Genomic DNA, 17,172 nt, shown 5'->3' on the forward strand with positions numbered 1-17,172 from the left:
TGTTCCGGCGATTCGTGCCGGGGGGACAAGACGGAAACAGTCGATGAATTTGCGAGATATATCCGGAAATGCGTTTCCGGAATTGAAAGAATTGCTCCTGTCTGAGATCGGGGCGATCGAAATCGGGGGGATCACCGCAGACAGCCGCAAGGCTGCGCCGGGCAGCCTGTTCGTTGCGGTTTCTGGCACCAAGGCTGATGGTGCGACCTATGTAAAGGATGCGGTTGCCAAGGGTGCCGTTGCCGTTGTTTCCGGGCACGCGGTGGAAGCCGAAGTGCCGGTTCTGGTCGTGACCGACCCACGCCTTTATCTCTCCCTTGCCGCCTCCCGCTTTTACGGAAAACAACCGGAAACCATGGTCGCCGTCACTGGCACCGCGGGAAAGACCTCGGTTGCCTCCTTCGTGCGGCAGATCTGGGCTTTCGCCGGCCATGCCGCAGCCCAGATCGGCACAACCGGTGTCATCGCTCCCGGCCGGGAGGATTATGGCGCGCTGACGACGCCCGATCCGGTGACGCTGCATGCGCTTCTGGCCGAGCTTGCGAGCGAGGGCGTCACCCACGCGGCGATGGAAGCTTCCAGCCACGGTCTCGACCAGCGCCGCCTCGATGGCGTGCGCCTTTCTGCCGCCGGCTTTACCAATCTTGGCCGCGACCATATGGATTACCATCCGACCGTCGAGGATTACATGGCCGCGAAGATGCGGCTTTTCGATACGCTGATGGAAAAAGGCGCTCCCGCCGTGATCTTCGCCGACGATCCTTGGTCGGACAAGGCGGTTCATGCGGCGCGCGAAGCGGGTCTCGATGTCCGCACCGTCGGACGGAACGGGCAATATCTCGCTTTGAAGCGCGTTGAGCATTTCCGCCACAAGCAGATGATCGAAGTGCATCATGACGGCGTCATCCACGAAGTCGATATCCCGCTCGCGGGTGATTTCCAGGTGGCCAATGCGCTTGTTGCCGCCGGTCTTGCCATGTCGACGGGTGTTCCCGCCGCAACGGCGCTCAAGGCGCTCGAAAAGCTTGTCGGCGCTGCCGGCCGTCTCGAATTAGTGGGACAAACGAAAAACGGCGCGCTTGCCTATGTGGATTACGCCCACAAGCCCGATGCGCTGGAAAACGTGCTGACCTCGGTCCGGCCCTTCACCTCCGGCCGCATCATCACCGTTTTCGGCTGCGGCGGCGACCGCGACAAGGGCAAACGCCCGATCATGGGCGAGGTCGCGACCCGTCTTTCCGACATCGTCATCGTCACGGACGACAATCCGCGCTCGGAAGACGCGGCGACGATCCGCTCCGAGGTGATGGCGGCGGCGCCCGACGCTCTGGAAATTGGCGACAGGTCCGAGGCGATCCGCCATGCGGTATCGATGCTGTCGCATGGCGATACGCTGATCGTCGCGGGCAAAGGGCATGAAGAAGGGCAGATCGTTGGCTCCGTGACACTGCCTTTTTCCGATCATGAACAGGTGCGCACTGCACTGGCAGCGCTGGAAGGATCGAAAATTTGAGCTGGTTATGGACAGTCGCCGATATGATCGCCATCACCGCAGGACGCCCGGTGGGCAACCTGCCGACAGGAATCACCGGCATTTCCATCGACAGCCGGACGGTGAAGCCGGGTGAAGCTTTCTTCGCCATCAAGGGTGATCGTGTCGACGGTCACGACTATACGAGTTTCGCGGTTGCCAACGGGGCAGGACTTCTGGTCGTTGCTGAAGCCAAGCTGCCAGCGCTCGGCCGCCTGACGGTGCCGATGATCGTGGTCGAAGATGTTCTTGCAGCCCTTGGCAAGCTTGCCATCGCGGCGCGTCAAAGAACATCGGCGCGCATCATCGCGGTGACGGGCTCGGTCGGCAAGACGACGACGAAGGAAATGCTGCGGCAGGCGCTCGCGCCATCGGGCCGGGTGCATGCGGCGGTGGCTTCCTTCAACAACCATTGGGGTGTGCCGCTGACGCTTGCCCGCATGCCCGCCGATACTGAATTCGGCGTGTTCGAAATCGGCATGAACCATTCCGGCGAAATCCGGCCTTTGGTGAAGATGGTCCGCCCACATGTGGCGATCATCACCACCATCGCGCCTGCCCATCTCGGCAACTTCAACAACATCGAAGAGATCGCCGCCGCCAAGGCGGAGATTTTCGAGGGCGTGGAGCAGGGCGGTTCCGTCATCCTCAATCGTGACAATGCCCAGTTCGAGCAGCTTGAAGAGGCCGCGCAGGAGCAGGGCATCGAACACATCCTGACCTTCGGTCAGCATGCCAAGGCGGATTTCCGCCTCGCGGATTTCGAGAGCACGACGACTGGCTCGACGATCTGGGCGATCCTGAACGGCGAAACCAGCGAGCTGCATCTCAACATTCCGGGCCGGCACATTGCGGACAATGCGATGGCGGTGCTTGGCGCAGTGGCGATCACGGGCGCCAATCTCGACCGTGCTTTCGAAGCGCTGGGATCGCTTGAGGCGGTGAAGGGGCGTGGCCAGCGCCACCATCTGCAGATCAACGGCGGCTCCTTCCTTCTGATCGATGAAAGCTACAACGCCAATCCTGCCTCCATGCGGGCGTCAATCGCGGTGCTGGCGGAAACGCCGACGCAGGGCCATGGCCGTCGCGTTGCCGTTCTCGGCGACATGCTGGAGATGGGCGAATTTTCGGCACAACTGCATGAGGAATTGGCCGGGCCATTGCTTGCGGCGGGTATCGAACATGTGTGGCTGGCAGGCGAGGCGATGGCCGCTTTGCGGGACGCGCTGCCTGACAGCGTCACCGTCATCTGGTTCCCGACGACGGCGGAACTCACCGATTTCGCCCTGCAATGGGTGCAACCGGGAGACGCGCTGATGGTAAAATCGTCACTTGGGCTTGGTTTCGGCAAGATTGTCGCCGCCCTGCTTGACAAGTATCCGGCATTCCCCGAGACGGAACGCCAAGTCTGAAATAGCCTTTTGAAAGGGCAATTATGCTGATCTGGCTCGTCGAACTGTCGGATAAAATTCAAATCTTCAACCTGTTCCGGTACATCACCTTCCGGGCGGGGGCGGCGATGTTCACCTCTGCGTTGATCGTCTTCCTGTTTGGACCGGCCATCATCAATTCGCTGCGCGTGCGCCAGGGCAAAGGCCAGCCGATCCGCGCCGATGGACCGCAGACGCATTTCAAGAAGGCCGGCACCCCGACCATGGGCGGCTTGATGATCCTCGCCGGCATTCTCGGCGGTTCGCTTCTGTGGGGCGACCTGTCGAATGTCTATGTCGTCGCCGTTCTAATGGTGACGCTTGGTTTCGGAGCCATCGGCTTCTACGACGATTATCTGAAAGTGACGAAACAGAGCGACAAGGGTTTTTCCGGCAAGGCTCGTCTCGGCATCGAATTCCTGATCGCGGCGATTGCCGTGTTCTTCATGATGAAGATGGCGCTTGCCTCGGCACCGCATGGCGGCACGCTCGGCAGCTCCATCGCTTTTCCCTTCTTCAAGGAATTTGTGATCAATCTCGGTTATTTCTTCGTGCTGTTCGGTGCTTTCGTCATCGTCGGCGCGGGGAATGCGGTGAACCTGACCGACGGTCTCGACGGGCTCGCCATCGTGCCGGTCATGATCGCGGCCGCCACTTTCGGTGTGATCGCCTATCTCGCCGGTAACGCCGTTTTTGCCAATTACCTGCAGATCAATTTCGTGCCCGGCACGGGTGAACTCGCCGTTATTGTCGGCGCCGTCATCGGTGCCGGCCTCGGTTTTCTGTGGTTTAATGCGCCGCCCGCCGCCATCTTCATGGGCGATACGGGTTCGCTCGCGCTGGGTGGCCTGATCGGCTCCATCGCAGTCGCCACCAAGCACGAGATCGTCATGGTCATCGTCGGCGGTCTCTTCGTCATGGAAACCCTGTCGGTCATCATCCAGGTCTTCTGGTTCAAGCGCACCGGCAGGCGCGTCTTCCTGATGGCGCCGATCCATCACCATTTCGAGAAAAAGGGCTGGACGGAAAGCCAGGTGGTCATCCGTTTCTGGATCATTTCCGTTGGCCTCGCGCTGCTTGGCCTCGCTACCCTGAAGCTGAGGTGAGCGATGATCCCGGTCACGTCGTTTAAGGGTAAGAAAGTCGCTCTCTTCGGGCTCGGCGGTTCGGGTCTTGTCACGGCCCGGGCGCTGGTCGCCGGCGGTGCCGACGTCGTGGCTTTCGATGATAATCCTGACAGCGTTGCAAAGGCCGAGGCCGAGGGCATCAAGACGGCGGATCTTCGGACGATTGACTGGTCGAGTTTCTCCTCCTTCGTGCTGGCACCGGGCGTGCCGCTGACGCATCCGAAGCCGCACTGGTCCGTCGATCTGGCGAAAGCCTCCGGCGTCGAGATCATCGGCGATATCGAGCTCTTTGTCCGAGAACGTCGCGCCCACGCGCCGGATTGCCCCTTCATTGCGATTACCGGGACCAACGGCAAGTCGACCACCACGGCGCTGATCGCACATATTCTGAAATCGGCTGGTCGCGATACGCAGCTCGGCGGTAATATCGGCACGGCAGTGCTTAGCCTCGATCCGCCGAAGGCGGGACGCTTCTACGTTGTTGAGTGCTCGTCCTACCAGATTGACCTGGCGCCCACGATCAATCCAACAGCCGGCATTCTTCTCAATCTCACCCCCGATCATCTCGACCGGCACGGTACGATGCAGCACTATGCCGACGTCAAGGAACGGCTCGTTGCCGGCAGCGGCACGGCGATTGTCGGTGTCGATGACAGCTACTCGACGCTGATTGCCGATCGCGTTGAGCGTGCCGGCGTCAGGGTCGAGCGCATTTCCAAGCGCAATGTTGTTTCCGAAGGTCTTTATGCCGAGGGCAGCCGCATCCTGCGGGCGCATGGGGGAACTTCGTCGTTACTGGTCGATCTCGACGGTATCCAGACGCTTCGCGGCAGCCACAATGCGCAAAATGCGGCGGCGGCAATTGCGGCCTGCCTTGCAGTCGGTGTTTCCGAGGATGAAGTTCGTGCAGGTCTCAAATCCTTCCCCGGCCTCAAGCATCGCATGCAGCCGGTTGGCCGACGCGGCAATGTCACCTTCGTCAATGACAGCAAGGCCACCAATGCCGATGCGGCGGCACCTGCGCTTTCGAGCTTTGACCGCATTTACTGGATCGCCGGCGGTCTGCCGAAGGCCGGCGGGATTGCCAGCCTTTCACCGCTTTTCCCGCGCATTGCAAAAGCCTATCTGATCGGCGAGGCGGCGGCGGAATTTGCAGCGACGCTCGGTGAAGCGGTGCCCTACGAAATATCCGGCACCCTGGACAAGGCCGTGCAGCATGCGGCGGCGGATGCGGAAAAAGACGCGACGCCCGGCAATATCGTGATGTTGTCCCCGGCTTGCGCAAGTTTCGATCAATATAAGAACTTTGAAGTGAGAGGTGATTCGTTTGTCGCGCAGGTCGCGGCGCTCGATGGCATGACGATGCTCGTTCACTCTGGAAAAGGGGGCTGAAGGCCATGGTAAGCCGAGTTGATCGCGGTCCGGTCGCGGAATGGTTCTGGACCATCGACCGTTTCTTTCTGGCGGCATTCATCGCGCTGATGGGCATCGGCCTGATGCTGTCCTTCGCGGCGTCGCCGGCCGTTGCCGAGCGTATCGGCCTCAACAGCTTCTTTTTTGTTGAGCGTCAGGCCATGTTCATGGTGCCATCGCTGGCGATCATGGTCGGCTTGTCCTTCCTGTCGCCGCGCCAGGTGCGCCGCGTGGCGGTCATCATGCTGATCGCCTCGCTGCTGATGATGATCTTTGCACTGTTCTTCGGCATCGAGGTGAAGGGCGCGCGGCGGTGGATTTCCATCGGCACTTTCTCGATCCAGCCTTCGGAATTCATGAAGCCGGCTTTCGTCATCGTCTGCGCATGGCTTTTTGCGGAGCGGGCGCGCCATCCGGAAATTCCGGGCAATCTCTTTGCGATCATCACCTTCGGAATCGTGGCCGCACTTCTCATCGCCCAGCCTGACTTCGGCCAGACGATCCTGACTTCCGTTGTCTGGGGCGGCATGTTCTTCATGGCGGGTGTGCCGTGGTTCTGGATCATCATGCTCGGTGGTCTCGGCGTCGGCGGCATCATCTCCGCCTACCTCATGCTGCCGCACGTGGCCGGCCGTATCGACCGTTTCTGGACGGGTGAGGGCGACACGTTCCAGGTGGACACGGCGCGTGAAGCGATCATTCGTGGCGACTGGTTCGGTCGCGGACCGGGTGAGGGTATCGTCAAGCGCATCATTCCCGATAGCCATACCGACTTCATCTTCTCGGTTGCGGCGGAAGAATTCGGCATCGTTTTCTGCATGTTTCTTGTTGCCATCTTCGCCTTCATCGTGCTGCGCGGCCTGTCGCACGCCTTCAAGGAAAAGGACGATTTCTGCCGCTTCGCCGTGGCTGGCCTTGTGCTGCAGATCGGCATGCAGTCGATGATCAATATCGGCGTCAATCTGGAACTGATGCCTGCCAAGGGCATGACCTTGCCGCTGATTTCCTATGGTGGTTCGTCAATGATGGCGATATGCGTGACCGCCGGTTTCCTTCTGGCATTGACACGCCACAGACCCGAAAAGCGGGCGCAGGAGCGGAGTTTCTTCCGCGTTGGTTCCGGCGTTCCCGCGGAGTAAACGATCATGAGCAAGGGTATTGTTCTTCTTGCCGCCGGTGGAACCGGCGGCCATGTGTTTCCGGCAGAAGCGCTGGCGCATACGCTGAAGGCACGCGGTTATCAGGTGCATCTCGTCACCGACAGTCGCGCCGAGCGTTATGCGGGCAAGTTTCCGGCAGATGAAATTCATGTGGTTCCGTCTGCCACCATCGGCTCCAAAAACCCAATTTCCGTGGCGGGTTCGCTCTGGAAGCTCTGGGTTGGCCTGCGCGCGGCGCGTCGGCTGGTCGCAAAACTGAAGCCGGTCGCGGTTGTCGGTTTCGGCGGCTATCCGACCGTGCCGCCGCTGCTGGCCTCCACCGGGCTTGGAGTGCCGTCGATTATTCACGAACAGAACGCCGTGATGGGCCGCGCCAACAAGGCACTTGCCGGGCGGGTAAAGGCAATTGCCGGCGGCTTCCTGCCGCCCGCCAATGGTCAATATTCCGACAAGACCGTCGCGACCGGTAATCCGGTGCGCCCAGCGGTGCTGGCGGCATCTGAAATACCCTACACGGCCTCGCAGACAGGCGAGCCTTTCCAGCTCGTTGTCTTTGGCGGCAGCCAGGGCGCGCAGTTTTTCTCGAGCGCGGTACCCGCCGCAATCTGCCTCCTGAAAGACGAGCAGCGCAAGCGCATCGTCGTCACCCAGCAGGCGCGGCCGGAAGACAAGGACAGCGTCATCGCGTCCTACCAGAAGCTCGGCGTGAAGGCGGATGTTTCGCCCTTCTTCGGCGATATGGCGTCGCGTATCGGCGAGGCCGATCTGGTCATCAGCCGCTCGGGCGCTTCGACGGTATCGGAGCTTTCGGTGATCGGCCGTCCGTCGATCCTCGTGCCTTATCCGCATGCGCTGGATCATGATCAGGCGGCGAACGCGGCTGCGCTTTCGGCGGCGGGTGGGGCAAGCGTCATCAAGCAGGCGGAGCTCTCGCCGCAGAAGCTCTCCGGCCTGCTGTCCTCGGCGCTTGCCGAACCCGAGCGGCTTTCCGCAACGGCGGCGGCGGCGAAGGCAACCGGCAAACCGCACGCGGCGGATGTGCTGGCCGATCTGGTGGAGGCGATTGCCTCTGGCCGGTCCGTACAGGAATTCAAGAAGAATATTGAAGGAGTTGGGGCATGAAGATGCCGAAAGCCATAGGCCTTGTGCATTTCATCGGCATAGGCGGGATCGGCATGAGCGGCATTGCCGAAGTGCTTCACAATCTCGGCCACCGGGTGCAGGGATCGGACCAGGCCGACAGCGCCAATGTGCAGCGTCTGCGTGACAAGGGCATCGAGGTTTTTGTGGGCCACACGGCTGACAATATCGGCGATGCAGAGGTCGTCGTCGTTTCGACCGCTATCAAGAAGAACAATCCGGAGCTCGTCGCCGCGCGGGAAAAGCACCTGCCGATCGTGCGCCGCGCGGAAATGCTGGCCGAGCTGATGCGCTTCCGTAACGCCATTGCCATCGGCGGCACGCACGGCAAAACGACGACGACCTCCATGGTCGCCACGCTCCTGGAAGCCGGCAATCTCGACCCGACCGTCATCAATGGCGGCATCATCAATGCCTATGGCACCAATGCCCGCATGGGTGAGGGTGAGTGGATGGTGGTGGAGGCCGACGAGTCCGACGGCACTTTCCTGAAGCTGCCGGCCGACGTCGCCGTCATCACCAATATCGATCCGGAACATCTCGACCATTACGGCAATTTCGACGCCGTACGCGCCGCATTCCGTCAGTTCGTCGAGAATGTGCCTTTCTACGGTTTCGGCGTCATGTGCCTCGATCATCCCGAAGTACAGGCATTGGTTGGCCGGATCGAGGACCGCAAGGTCATCACATATGGCGAGAACCCGCAGGCCGACGTGCGGTTTTCGAATGTGCGCATCGATGGTACGCGCTCGGTCTTCGACGTGGAAATCCGCCGTCGCCGCACCGGCAAGATTTTCTCTTTCAAGGACCTCGTCCTGCCGATGCCCGGCCGCCATAACGTTTCGAATGCGACAGCGGCAATCGCGGTTGCCAATCGTCTCGGTATTTCGGAAGCCGACATCAAGAAGGGGCTTGCCTCCTTCGGCGGCGTCAAGCGGCGCTTCACGCTGACGGGCGAAGCCAACGGGGTGCAGGTCTTCGACGATTACGGTCACCACCCGGTCGAGATCAAGGCCGTGCTGAAGGCGGCGCGGGAAGCCTGCAAGGGCCGCATCATCGCCGTGCACCAGCCCCACCGTTACAGCCGTCTTTCGAGCCTGTTTGATGATTTCGCGCATTGTTTCAACGATGCCGATACGATTCTTCTTGCTCCGGTTTATGCAGCGGGCGAAGATCCCATCGAAGGCGCAAGCTCCGAAGCGCTGGTTTCGGCCATCAAGGCCGCTGGCCACCGTGACGCGCGTTTCCTCGAAAAGCGGGAGGACCTTGCGTCACAGGTCGCAGCCATTGCGAATCCGGGTGATTTCGTGGTTCTCTTGGGGGCTGGGAATATCACGCAATGGGCAGCGTCGCTGCCTTCGGAATTGAAGAGCATATCAGGAAAGTCTGAATGAGACAGGTCGATGGGGTTAAATTGCTGGGGAGGCTCGGCGACGGGGTAAAGGAATTGCGGGGACGTCTGACACCGGATGCGCCTATGGACCGCGTGACGTGGTTCAGAGCCGGCGGTCTTGCGGAGGTGATGTTCCAGCCGCACGATACGGATGATCTGATTGCCTTCCTGAAAATTCTGCCGGAAGATGTGCCGCTGACCGTGGTTGGCGTCGGCTCGAACCTTCTGGTGCGTGACGGCGGTATTCCGGGCGTGGTCGTGCGCCTGTCCGCCAAGGGCTTCGGCCAGGTGGAGCTTGCCGGTGAAAACCGCATCAAGGCGGGCGCGATCTGCCCGGACAAGCATATTGCAGCCATGGCCATGGATAATGGCATTGGCGGCTTCCACTTCTATTACGGCATTCCGGGCTCCATCGGCGGAGCGCTGCGCATGAATGCGGGCGCAAACGGCGGCGAGACGCGTGAACGTGTCGTGGAAGTCTACGCGGTCGACCGTCAGGGCAACCAGCATGTGCTTTCCAATGCCGATATGGGCTACAGCTATCGTCATTCCGGCGCCGACGCAGGCCTGATCTTCACCGGTGCGCTCTTCGAGGGCTATCCCGAGGACAAGGCGAAAATCCGCGCCGATATGGATGCGGTGCGTCATCACCGTGAAACCGTGCAGCCAATCCGCGAACAGACCGGCGGCTCGACCTTCAAGAACCCCGAAGGTCATTCCGCATGGGAGCTTATCGATGAGGCGGGCGGTCGTGGTCTCGTGATCGGCGGCGCGCAGATGTCATCACTGCATTGCAATTTCATGATCAATACCGGCCATGCGACCGGTTACGATCTGGAATATCTAGGCGAGACCATCCGCAAGCGCGTGTTTGACAAATCGGGCATTCGGCTTGAGTGGGAAATCAAGCGGCTCGGGCTGTTCATGCCCGGTCGTGAAGTGGAGCCTTTTCTGGGGGCTTGATGCCAGTCGGCCTTGCTAAGATGTAAACACATTAAAGCCCGCGAAACTCTCGTTTCGCGGGCTTTTTGTTACTGTCGGTATCTATGGACTCAGACTTCGTCCTTGCGGGACAGAAGAATGCAGGCGAGCGTGATGAGCGCGGATACGCAGAGGTAATAGCCGACATAGCCCATGCCGTAGTTCACCTGCAGCCATGTGGCGATGTAAGGCGCCAGCGACGCGCCGAAGATGCCGGCCATGTTGAAGGTGATCGAAGAGCCGGTATAGCGGACGCGGGTCGGGAAGGGGGCGGCGAGCGCCGTTCCGATCAGGCCGTAGGTCATGCCCATCAGCATCATCGCGAGAGCCGCGAAGACGAAGATCGAGCCTTCGCTGCCGGTCATCAGGCCGGGCAGCAGGAAGGAGAACAGGCCGATCAGCACTGTCGTCAGGATCAGAATTTCGCGGCGACCGAATTTTTCCGCAAGCTTGCCGGCAATCGGAATGAAGATACCGAAAACGACGGAGCCGAGGATCTGCACTTCCAGCGCGTCGAGGAACGGAATTTTCAGGACCTTGACGTTGTAGGAGAGCAGATAGGCCGTGCCGATGTAGAAGAGCACGAAGGTGGCGAGCGCCACAAAGGTGCCGAGCACGAGGCTGCGCTTGTGGTTGCGGAACAGTTCCGCAACCGGCACGGCCACACGTTCTTCCTTTTCGATGGCCTTCTGGAAGTCGGGCGTTTCGGTGATCGACAGGCGAACCCACATGCCGACCGCGATCAGGATGATCGAGGCGACGAAGGGAATGCGCCAGCCCCAGCTGAGAAGCGCTTCCTGCGACATGAAGTGCAGCAGGATCCAGAACACGCCTGACGAGAGGAACAGGCCGACGGGTGCGCCAAGCTGCGGGAACATGCCGTACCAGCTGCGCTTGCCGGGAGGGGCGTTTTCCGTCGCGAGCAGGACGGCACCGCCCCATTCGCCACCGAGACCGAAGCCCTGGCCGAAGCGGCAAAGTGCGAGCAGCAGCGGCGCCAGAACGCCGGCCGTCTCATAGGACGGCAGCAGGCCGATCACGACCGTCGAGACACCCATGGTCAGCAGCGCCGCGACAAGCGTCGTCTTGCGGCCAACGCGGTCCCCATAGTGGCCGAAGACCACGGCGCCGAGGGGGCGGGCGAAAAAGGCGATGGAGAAAGTTGCGAAAGACGCCAGAAGCGCCGTCATCGGATCATTGTTCGGGAAGAACAATGTCGGGAACACGAGCACTGCGGCCGTGGCGTAAACGTAGAAATCGAAAAACTCGATGGTCGTACCGACCAGACTGGCAGTGAGAACTCGTGCAGGCGAATTTGTCTTTACAGCGTTCGAATTGTCAGCGGTCGGCGATACCGGAGATATCGCGTCGGTCATGGTATTGGTTCCATTTTGGATGATTGCAATGTCATGCCTTGGGAGGCGACATCTGCGTTAACGCAATTTTTGTTCTTATGGAATGCTAAAAAAGAAATAATGCAGATAATGTGATCCATCAGGGCGACACGTGTGGTCACGGCCTCGGAGAACGTTCGTCGATTGAGAGACTGATTCAGGCTGCGGTTTTAAAACCCTGAAACGGCAGATAATTTGCCTGGGGAATAATCCCGTCTGTTAACGTTTCGGCCTTGCCTTTGTCGCGCGGCAGCAGACGCGCCGGCGTCGTTTTATTTCCGATCATTGAAAACCTGCATGTTGCATTCCGCGCAACTCTCTGATTCCAAGGAGGGAATTCGGATCAATGCTGATTCTTTAACAAACTCGGCATGTTGGGCGCGGCGGTTAACGAAAGTAAACGATTCATTAACCTTAATGGCGTTTAACTGGTCTCAAGGGTCATGTGCCAGAATCACCGTTCGTGAAATCCGGTCGGTTCGGAGCGTGGTCCGTAACGGAGAGTTGGTGTCAGAGGTATCGATGAGCGGCAAGCACGTAGCTGTTCTTATGGGTGGATTTTCGTCGGAGCGGCCGGTCAGCCTGTCGTCGGGCAACGCTTGCGCGCAGGCTCTGGAAGACGAGGGCTACAAGGTCACCCGTGTCGATGTCGGCCGCGATGTCGCCGCCGTGCTTGATGCGCTGCGCCCGGACGTCGCTTTCAACGCGCTGCATGGGCCCTTCGGCGAAGACGGCACCATTCAGGGCATCCTCGAATATCTCGCCATTCCCTATACCCATTCCGGCGTGCTCGCCTCGGCGCTTGCGATGGACAAGGCGCAGGCCAAGAAGGTTGCTGCTGCTGCCGGCATTCCTGTCGCCGCCGAGCGAGTCATGAACCGCTTCGATTTCACCAGCGAACATCCGCTGGCGCCGCCTTATGTGGTGAAGCCGGTGCGCGAAGGCTCGAGCTTCGGCGTCGTTATCGTCAAGGAAGACCAGTCGCACCCGCCGCAGATACTCACGTCCTCTGAATGGAAATACGGCGACCATGTCATGGTCGAGCGTTATATCCATGGCCGCGAACTGACCTGCGGGGTGCTCGACGGCGAGGCGCTGGGCGTCACCGAAGTGGTGCCGCTCGGTCACAATTTCTATGATTACGACGCGAAATACGCTGCTGGTGGCTCGAAACATGTCATTCCCGCAGAAATTTCACCGAAAATTTACCAAAAAATTCAAACACTGGCGGTTATGGCGCATCGGGCGATCGGGTGCCGTGGCGTAAGCCGTTCAGACTTTCGTTACGACGACCGTTTCTCAGAAGATGGCGAAGTTATCTGGCTTGAAGTGAATACACAGCCGGGCATGACGCCGACCTCCCTGGTGCCTGAAATGGCGGCCCATGCTGGCCGCTCCTTTGGTAACCTTGTCAGCTGGATGGTGGAGGACGCTTCGTGTTTGCGGTGATCGGCAAAAAGTCGACGGCAAAAAAGCGCGAGCAATTCGCGGCGGCGGCCAGTGCCGACGATCGCATGGTGTTGCCGCGTCCGCTGCGTCGCGTCGTGCGTTTCGGCGTCAGCCTTGCGACCGGACGTATCCACATTCCCGCCCATACCGGTACGATTGCGGCCGTCGCCTTTTATGCGGCGACCGGGCTTTATGGCATGTCACTCGGCGGCCATACGAATATCGTCACGCAGGCAACGACCTCCGCGGCCGGTTTCGCCGTTGAGGACGTGAAGGTCTCCGGCAACCTGCAGACCTCCGAAATCGATGTCTTCCAGCTTCTCGGTCTCGATGGCAGCACGTCCCTGATCGCGCTCGACATCGACGCCGCGCGCCGCAAGCTGGTGCAGCTTCCCTGGGTTGAGGATGTCGATATCCGCAAGATCTATCCGAAGACGGTCGAGGTTCGTCTGAAGGAGCGTGAGGCTTTCGGCATCTGGCAGCACGGCTCGGAGCTGTCGCTGATCGAAAAGAGCGGCAGTGTCATCGCGCCGCTGCGTGACAACAAGTTTGCCTCGCTGCCGCTTTTCGTCGGCCGCGACGCGGAAACCGGTGCTGCCGGTTTCGTCGAGCAGCTGGCTGACTGGCCGGAAATCCGCAGCCGCGTCCGAGCCTACGTGCGTATCGCCGGCCGCCGCTGGGACCTGCATCTCGACAACGGCATCGTCGTCAAGCTGCCAGAAGAAAACCTGCCGCAGGCGCTGCAGTTGCTGGCGCGGCTCGATCTGGAAGAGAAAGTTCTGTCGCGCGATGTCGCTGCCGTGGACCTGCGCCTGTCCGACCGTACAACGATCCAGCTGACCGAAGGTGCCGCCGAACGCCGCCAGGCTGCCGTCGATGCGCGCACCAAGGCTCTCAAGAAAGCGGAGAAGAACACATGAGCTTTTTCGGTTCTTCCCATTTCGGTCTGCCTCGTCTGAAGCCGCTTTCTTCCAAGCGCAGCCACATCGTTTCGGTGCTCGACATCGGGTCGACCAAGGTCGTGTGCATGATCGGCCGGCTGACGCCGCGTCAGGAAAGCGAAATCCTGCCTGGCCGCACCCATAAGGTCGAAATCATCGGCATCGGCCACCAGCGTTCGCGCGGCGTGAAGTCTGGCGTGATTGCTGACCTCGACGCGCTGGAAGGCGTCATTCGTCTTTCAGTCGATGCGGCTGAGCGCATGGCGGGCCTGACCGTCGACAGCCTGATCGTCAATGTTTCGGCAGGAAGACTAGCAAGCGATATCTACACCGCGAGCATCGATCTCGGCGGGCAGGAAGTGGAAGCAAGCGATCTGCGCAAGGTTCTGGTGGCGGCAAGCCAGCAGTCCATGCGTCAGGACCGGGCGATCCTGCATTCGCTGCCGACGGGCTATTCGCTGGATGGCGAGCGCGGTATCCGCGATCCGCTGTCGATGTACGGCGATCTTCTCGGCGTTGACATGCATGTGGTGACTGTCGAACGCACGGCGCTGAAGAACCTCGAACTTTGCGTCAACCGCGCGCATCTGTCCGTCGAGGGCATGGTCGCGACGCCCTATGCCAGCGGTCTAGCAGCACTGGTGGACGATGAAGTCGAACTCGGCTGCGCCGCCATCGACATGGGCGGCGGCACGACGACGATCTCGGTTTTTGCCGAGGGCCGGCTCATCCATACGGACGCGATCGGCCTTGGCGGCCATCACGTTACAACAGATCTTGCACGAGGCCTCTCGACACGAATCGAAGATGCGGAGAGACTGAAGGTGGTGCATGGTTCGGCTTTGCTGAATGGCGCGGATGAGCGCGACATGATTTCGATCCCGCCGATTGGCGAAGATGATCGCGATCAACCATCGCAAGTTTCAAGAGCATTGGTTACCCGCATCGTGCGGGCACGTATCGAAGAGACGCTGGAATTGATCCGTGATCGTATCCAGAAGTCCGGCTTCAGCCCCATCGTCGGCAAGCGCGTCGTCCTGACCGGCGGCGCGAGCCAGCTGACGGGGCTGCCGGAAACGGCGCGGCGCATTCTTGCCCGCAACGTTCGCATCGGCCGCCCCATGGGCGTGGCTGGTCTTCCGGTCGCGGCAAAGGGCCCGGCGTTTTCAACCGCCTGCGGACTGATGATCTATCCGCAGGTGGCGGACATCGAAATTCATGCGGCGCAAGGCGGAATGTTCTCGCCGTTTGGTAACGGTAGCGGCCGGATAGCCCGGGTGGGGCAATGGCTGAAAGAGAGTTTTTGAGTAGCCTCGGGGCGCAAGCCGGAGGTTTCAGAGTTGAGTTTCAAGAATCGGCCAGCGGGGCGATGCGGCCAGAGAAAGAAGGAATGTTAAAATGACGATACAGCTGCAGAAGCCTGATATCACAGAGCTGAAGCCACGCATCACCGTCTTCGGTGTCGGTGGCGGTGGTGGTAACGCTGTCAACAACATGATCACGGCTGGCCTCCAGGGCGTCGACTTCGTTGTCGCCAACACGGATGCCCAGGCGTTGACCATGACGAAGGCAGATCGGGTCATTCAGCTCGGCGTCAACGTCACTGAAGGTCTCGGCGCCGGTTCCCAGCCGGAAGTCGGGCGCGCTGCCGCTGAAGAATGCATCGACGAGATCATCGATCACCTTAACGGCACGCATATGTGCTTCGTCACCGCCGGCATGGGCGGCGGCACCGGCACCGGTGCTGCTCCTGTTGTCGCGCAGGCTGCGCGCAACAAGGGCATCCTGACGGTTGGCGTCGTCACCAAGCCTTTCCACTTCGAAGGCGGCCGCCGCATGCGTCTTGCCGAACAGGGCATCGAGGAACTGCAGAAGTCCGTCGATACGCTGATCGTCATTCCGAACCAGAACCTCTTCCGTATTGCCAATGACAAGACGACCTTTGCGGACGCCTTCGCCATGGCCGACCAGGTTCTCTATTCCGGCGTTGCCTGCATTACCGACCTGATGGTGAAGGAAGGTCTCATCAACCTCGACTTCGCCGACGTCCGTTCGGTCATGCGCGAAATGGGCCGCGCGATGATGGGCACCGGCGAGGCTTCCGGTCCGGGCCGCGCAATGCAGGCCGCGGAAGCGGCGATCGCCAACCCGCTGCTCGACGAAACCTCGATGAAGGGTGCACAGGGCCTCTTGATCTCCATCACCGGCGGTCGCGACCTCACCCTCTTCGAAGTCGACGAAGCTGCGACCCGTATTCGCGAAGAAGTTGATCCGGATGCGAACATCATCCTCGGCGCAACCTTCGATGAAGCGCTTGAAGGCCTCATCCGCGTCTCCGTCGTTGCAACCGGCATTGACCGCGTTGCGGGCGTCGGCGAACAGAACGTTGCCGAAATGCGCGCCGCAGCCGCCGCTGCAAAGCCGCTTATCCGTCCTTCCGCGGCCGTTGCTCCCGCTCCGGCCGCAGTACAGCCTGCCGCAGTTTCGCAGGCACCGAAGGCCGTAGACCCGATCGCCCAGACCATCCGTTCGGCAGAAGCCGAAATGGAACGTGAACTCGGTTTTGCCGCACATCAGCAGCCGGCCCAGGACTTCCGTCCGCAGAGCAAGCTGTTCGCATCCTCTCCGGCTGAAGCACCGGCGGCACTTCGTCCGGCCCAGCCGGTTCAGCAGGCCGCTCCGGCTCCGGTTGCTCCGGCACCGGTCTATCACGCTCCGGAACAGCATGCTGCTCCGGCACCGCGCATGCAGCAGCCGCAGGCTCCCGTCTATCAGGAACCTGCACCGGTTGCCCGCCAGCCTGAGCCGGTCCGCATGCCGAAGGTCGAAGACTTCCCGCCGGTCGTTAAGGCCGAGCTGGACCACCGCACCCATGCTGCTCCTGCTGCCCAGGAAGAGCGTGGCCCGATGGGTCTTCTGAAGCGCATCACCAACTCGCTTGGTCGCCGCGAAGAAGAAGAAGTTCCTTCCGACATGATGGATGCGCCGAGCATGGCACCGCAGCGCCGCGCACCGCTTTCGCCGGAAGCAAGCCTCTACGCACCGCGTCGCGGCCAGCTCGACGATCACGGCCGTGCAACGCCTGCATCGTCCAGCCACCACGATGATGACCAGCTGGAAATCCCGGCCTTCCTGCGCCGCCAGTCCAACTGAATGCGATTCCAATAGCCTCTCGAAACGCCCGGATCCGACGATCCGGGCGTTTTGTTTATT

14 protein-coding genes are annotated in these 17,172 nt (G+C 60.7%); 12 read left to right on the top strand and 2 right to left on the bottom strand.

Annotated elements, in window-relative coordinates; all coding sequences use genetic code 11:
* Positions 1 to 43: 43 nt before the first annotated feature.
* The 8 genes from K7A42_RS23360 to murB are packed head-to-tail and all read left to right on the top strand — an operon-like array spanning position 44 to position 10,157.
* A complete protein-coding gene (locus K7A42_RS23360; protein ID WP_004442802.1) occupies positions 44 to 1,513 on the top strand; it encodes a UDP-N-acetylmuramoyl-L-alanyl-D-glutamate--2,6-diaminopimelate ligase in 1,470 nt (489 codons plus the stop codon).
* Entirely contained in the window at positions 1,510 to 2,943 is a 1,434-nt protein-coding gene (locus K7A42_RS23365; RefSeq protein ID WP_004442800.1) for a UDP-N-acetylmuramoylalanyl-D-glutamyl-2,6-diaminopimelate--D-alanyl-D-alanine ligase, read from the top strand. The genes K7A42_RS23360 and K7A42_RS23365 overlap by 4 nt, the downstream gene beginning before the upstream one ends.
* A gap of 23 nt (positions 2,944 to 2,966) precedes the next feature.
* Positions 2,967 to 4,067 carry a phospho-N-acetylmuramoyl-pentapeptide-transferase gene (mraY, locus tag K7A42_RS23370; protein ID WP_003522196.1) on the top strand — a complete coding sequence of 367 codons (1,101 nt, stop codon included), beginning with the start codon at positions 2,967 to 2,969 and terminating at the stop codon, positions 4,065 to 4,067.
* Positions 4,068 to 4,070: 3 nt separating this feature from the next.
* Complete coding sequence (gene murD / locus K7A42_RS23375; RefSeq protein ID WP_037089883.1) at positions 4,071 to 5,480, top strand: UDP-N-acetylmuramoyl-L-alanine--D-glutamate ligase; 1,410 nt, start codon at positions 4,071 to 4,073, stop codon at positions 5,478 to 5,480.
* A 5-nt stretch (positions 5,481 to 5,485) separates the two neighbouring features.
* Positions 5,486 to 6,640, top strand: coding sequence for a putative lipid II flippase FtsW (gene ftsW / locus K7A42_RS23380; RefSeq protein WP_004442795.1), 1,155 nt, complete (start codon positions 5,486 to 5,488; stop codon positions 6,638 to 6,640).
* A 6-nt stretch (positions 6,641 to 6,646) separates the two neighbouring features.
* Positions 6,647 to 7,783: an undecaprenyldiphospho-muramoylpentapeptide beta-N-acetylglucosaminyltransferase gene (gene murG / locus K7A42_RS23385; protein WP_004442793.1), complete on the top strand. Its 1,137-nt coding sequence runs from the start codon at positions 6,647 to 6,649 to the stop codon at positions 7,781 to 7,783.
* Positions 7,780 to 9,195, top strand: a complete 1,416-nt coding sequence (gene murC, locus K7A42_RS23390; RefSeq protein ID WP_004442790.1) for a UDP-N-acetylmuramate--L-alanine ligase — start codon at positions 7,780 to 7,782, stop codon at positions 9,193 to 9,195. The genes murG and murC overlap by 4 nt, the downstream gene beginning before the upstream one ends.
* Positions 9,192 to 10,157, top strand: coding sequence for a UDP-N-acetylmuramate dehydrogenase (gene murB / locus K7A42_RS23395; protein ID WP_004442789.1), 966 nt, complete (start codon positions 9,192 to 9,194; stop codon positions 10,155 to 10,157). The genes murC and murB overlap by 4 nt, the downstream gene beginning before the upstream one ends.
* 89 nt (positions 10,158 to 10,246) lie before the next feature.
* Here murB and K7A42_RS23400 read toward each other — a convergent pair whose 3' ends face one another.
* Together K7A42_RS23400 and K7A42_RS23405 are read right to left on the bottom strand one after the other, a co-directional pair.
* Complete coding sequence (locus K7A42_RS23400; RefSeq protein WP_004442787.1) at positions 10,247 to 11,551, bottom strand: MFS transporter; 1,305 nt, start codon at positions 11,549 to 11,551, stop codon at positions 10,247 to 10,249.
* A 175-nt stretch (positions 11,552 to 11,726) separates the two neighbouring features.
* Positions 11,727 to 11,855, bottom strand: coding sequence for a hypothetical protein (locus K7A42_RS23405; protein WP_267889667.1), 129 nt, complete (start codon positions 11,853 to 11,855; stop codon positions 11,727 to 11,729).
* Between the two features lie 236 nt (positions 11,856 to 12,091).
* Here K7A42_RS23405 and K7A42_RS23410 point away from each other — a divergent pair, with 236 nt between their 5' ends.
* The 4 genes from K7A42_RS23410 to ftsZ all read left to right on the top strand — a co-directional run bounded on the left by K7A42_RS23410 (position 12,092) and on the right by ftsZ (position 17,112).
* Positions 12,092 to 13,018, top strand: a complete 927-nt coding sequence (locus tag K7A42_RS23410) for a D-alanine--D-alanine ligase (protein WP_004442785.1) — start codon at positions 12,092 to 12,094, stop codon at positions 13,016 to 13,018.
* Positions 13,006 to 13,938: a cell division protein FtsQ/DivIB gene (locus K7A42_RS23415; protein ID WP_022556596.1), complete on the top strand. Its 933-nt coding sequence runs from the start codon at positions 13,006 to 13,008 to the stop codon at positions 13,936 to 13,938. The genes K7A42_RS23410 and K7A42_RS23415 overlap by 13 nt, the downstream gene beginning before the upstream one ends.
* The gene (gene ftsA / locus K7A42_RS23420; protein ID WP_004442783.1) at positions 13,935 to 15,266 is read left to right on the top strand and encodes a cell division protein FtsA; all 1,332 of its coding nucleotides are present in this window, start codon (positions 13,935 to 13,937) and stop codon (positions 15,264 to 15,266) included. Before K7A42_RS23415 ends, ftsA begins: the two co-directional genes overlap by 4 nt.
* Positions 15,267 to 15,357: 91 nt before the next feature.
* Complete coding sequence (gene ftsZ / locus K7A42_RS23425) at positions 15,358 to 17,112, top strand: cell division protein FtsZ (protein ID WP_004442782.1); 1,755 nt, start codon at positions 15,358 to 15,360, stop codon at positions 17,110 to 17,112.
* Positions 17,113 to 17,172 lie beyond the last annotated feature (60 nt).

Source organism: Agrobacterium sp. InxBP2 (assembly GCF_026191755.1).
GTDB classification, from domain to species: Bacteria; Pseudomonadota; Alphaproteobacteria; order Rhizobiales; family Rhizobiaceae; genus Agrobacterium; species Agrobacterium pusense.

Coding starts and splice junctions, on each gene's coding strand:
- K7A42_RS23400 (WP_004442787.1), bottom strand. CDS start 11,551: ATGACCGACGCGATATCTCCGGTATCGCCGACCGCTGACAATTCGAAC.
- K7A42_RS23410 (WP_004442785.1), top strand. CDS start 12,092: ATGAGCGGCAAGCACGTAGCTGTTCTTATGGGTGGATTTTCGTCGGAG.
- ftsW (WP_004442795.1), top strand. CDS start 5,486: ATGGTAAGCCGAGTTGATCGCGGTCCGGTCGCGGAATGGTTCTGGACC.
- murG (WP_004442793.1), top strand. CDS start 6,647: ATGAGCAAGGGTATTGTTCTTCTTGCCGCCGGTGGAACCGGCGGCCAT.
- murC (WP_004442790.1), top strand. CDS start 7,780: ATGAAGATGCCGAAAGCCATAGGCCTTGTGCATTTCATCGGCATAGGC.
- K7A42_RS23360 (WP_004442802.1), top strand. CDS start 44: ATGAATTTGCGAGATATATCCGGAAATGCGTTTCCGGAATTGAAAGAA.
- K7A42_RS23405 (WP_267889667.1), bottom strand. CDS start 11,855: ATGATCGGAAATAAAACGACGCCGGCGCGTCTGCTGCCGCGCGACAAA.
- murB (WP_004442789.1), top strand. CDS start 9,192: ATGAGACAGGTCGATGGGGTTAAATTGCTGGGGAGGCTCGGCGACGGG.
- ftsZ (WP_004442782.1), top strand. CDS start 15,358: ATGACGATACAGCTGCAGAAGCCTGATATCACAGAGCTGAAGCCACGC.
- murD (WP_037089883.1), top strand. CDS start 4,071: ATGATCCCGGTCACGTCGTTTAAGGGTAAGAAAGTCGCTCTCTTCGGG.
- mraY (WP_003522196.1), top strand. CDS start 2,967: ATGCTGATCTGGCTCGTCGAACTGTCGGATAAAATTCAAATCTTCAAC.
- ftsA (WP_004442783.1), top strand. CDS start 13,935: ATGAGCTTTTTCGGTTCTTCCCATTTCGGTCTGCCTCGTCTGAAGCCG.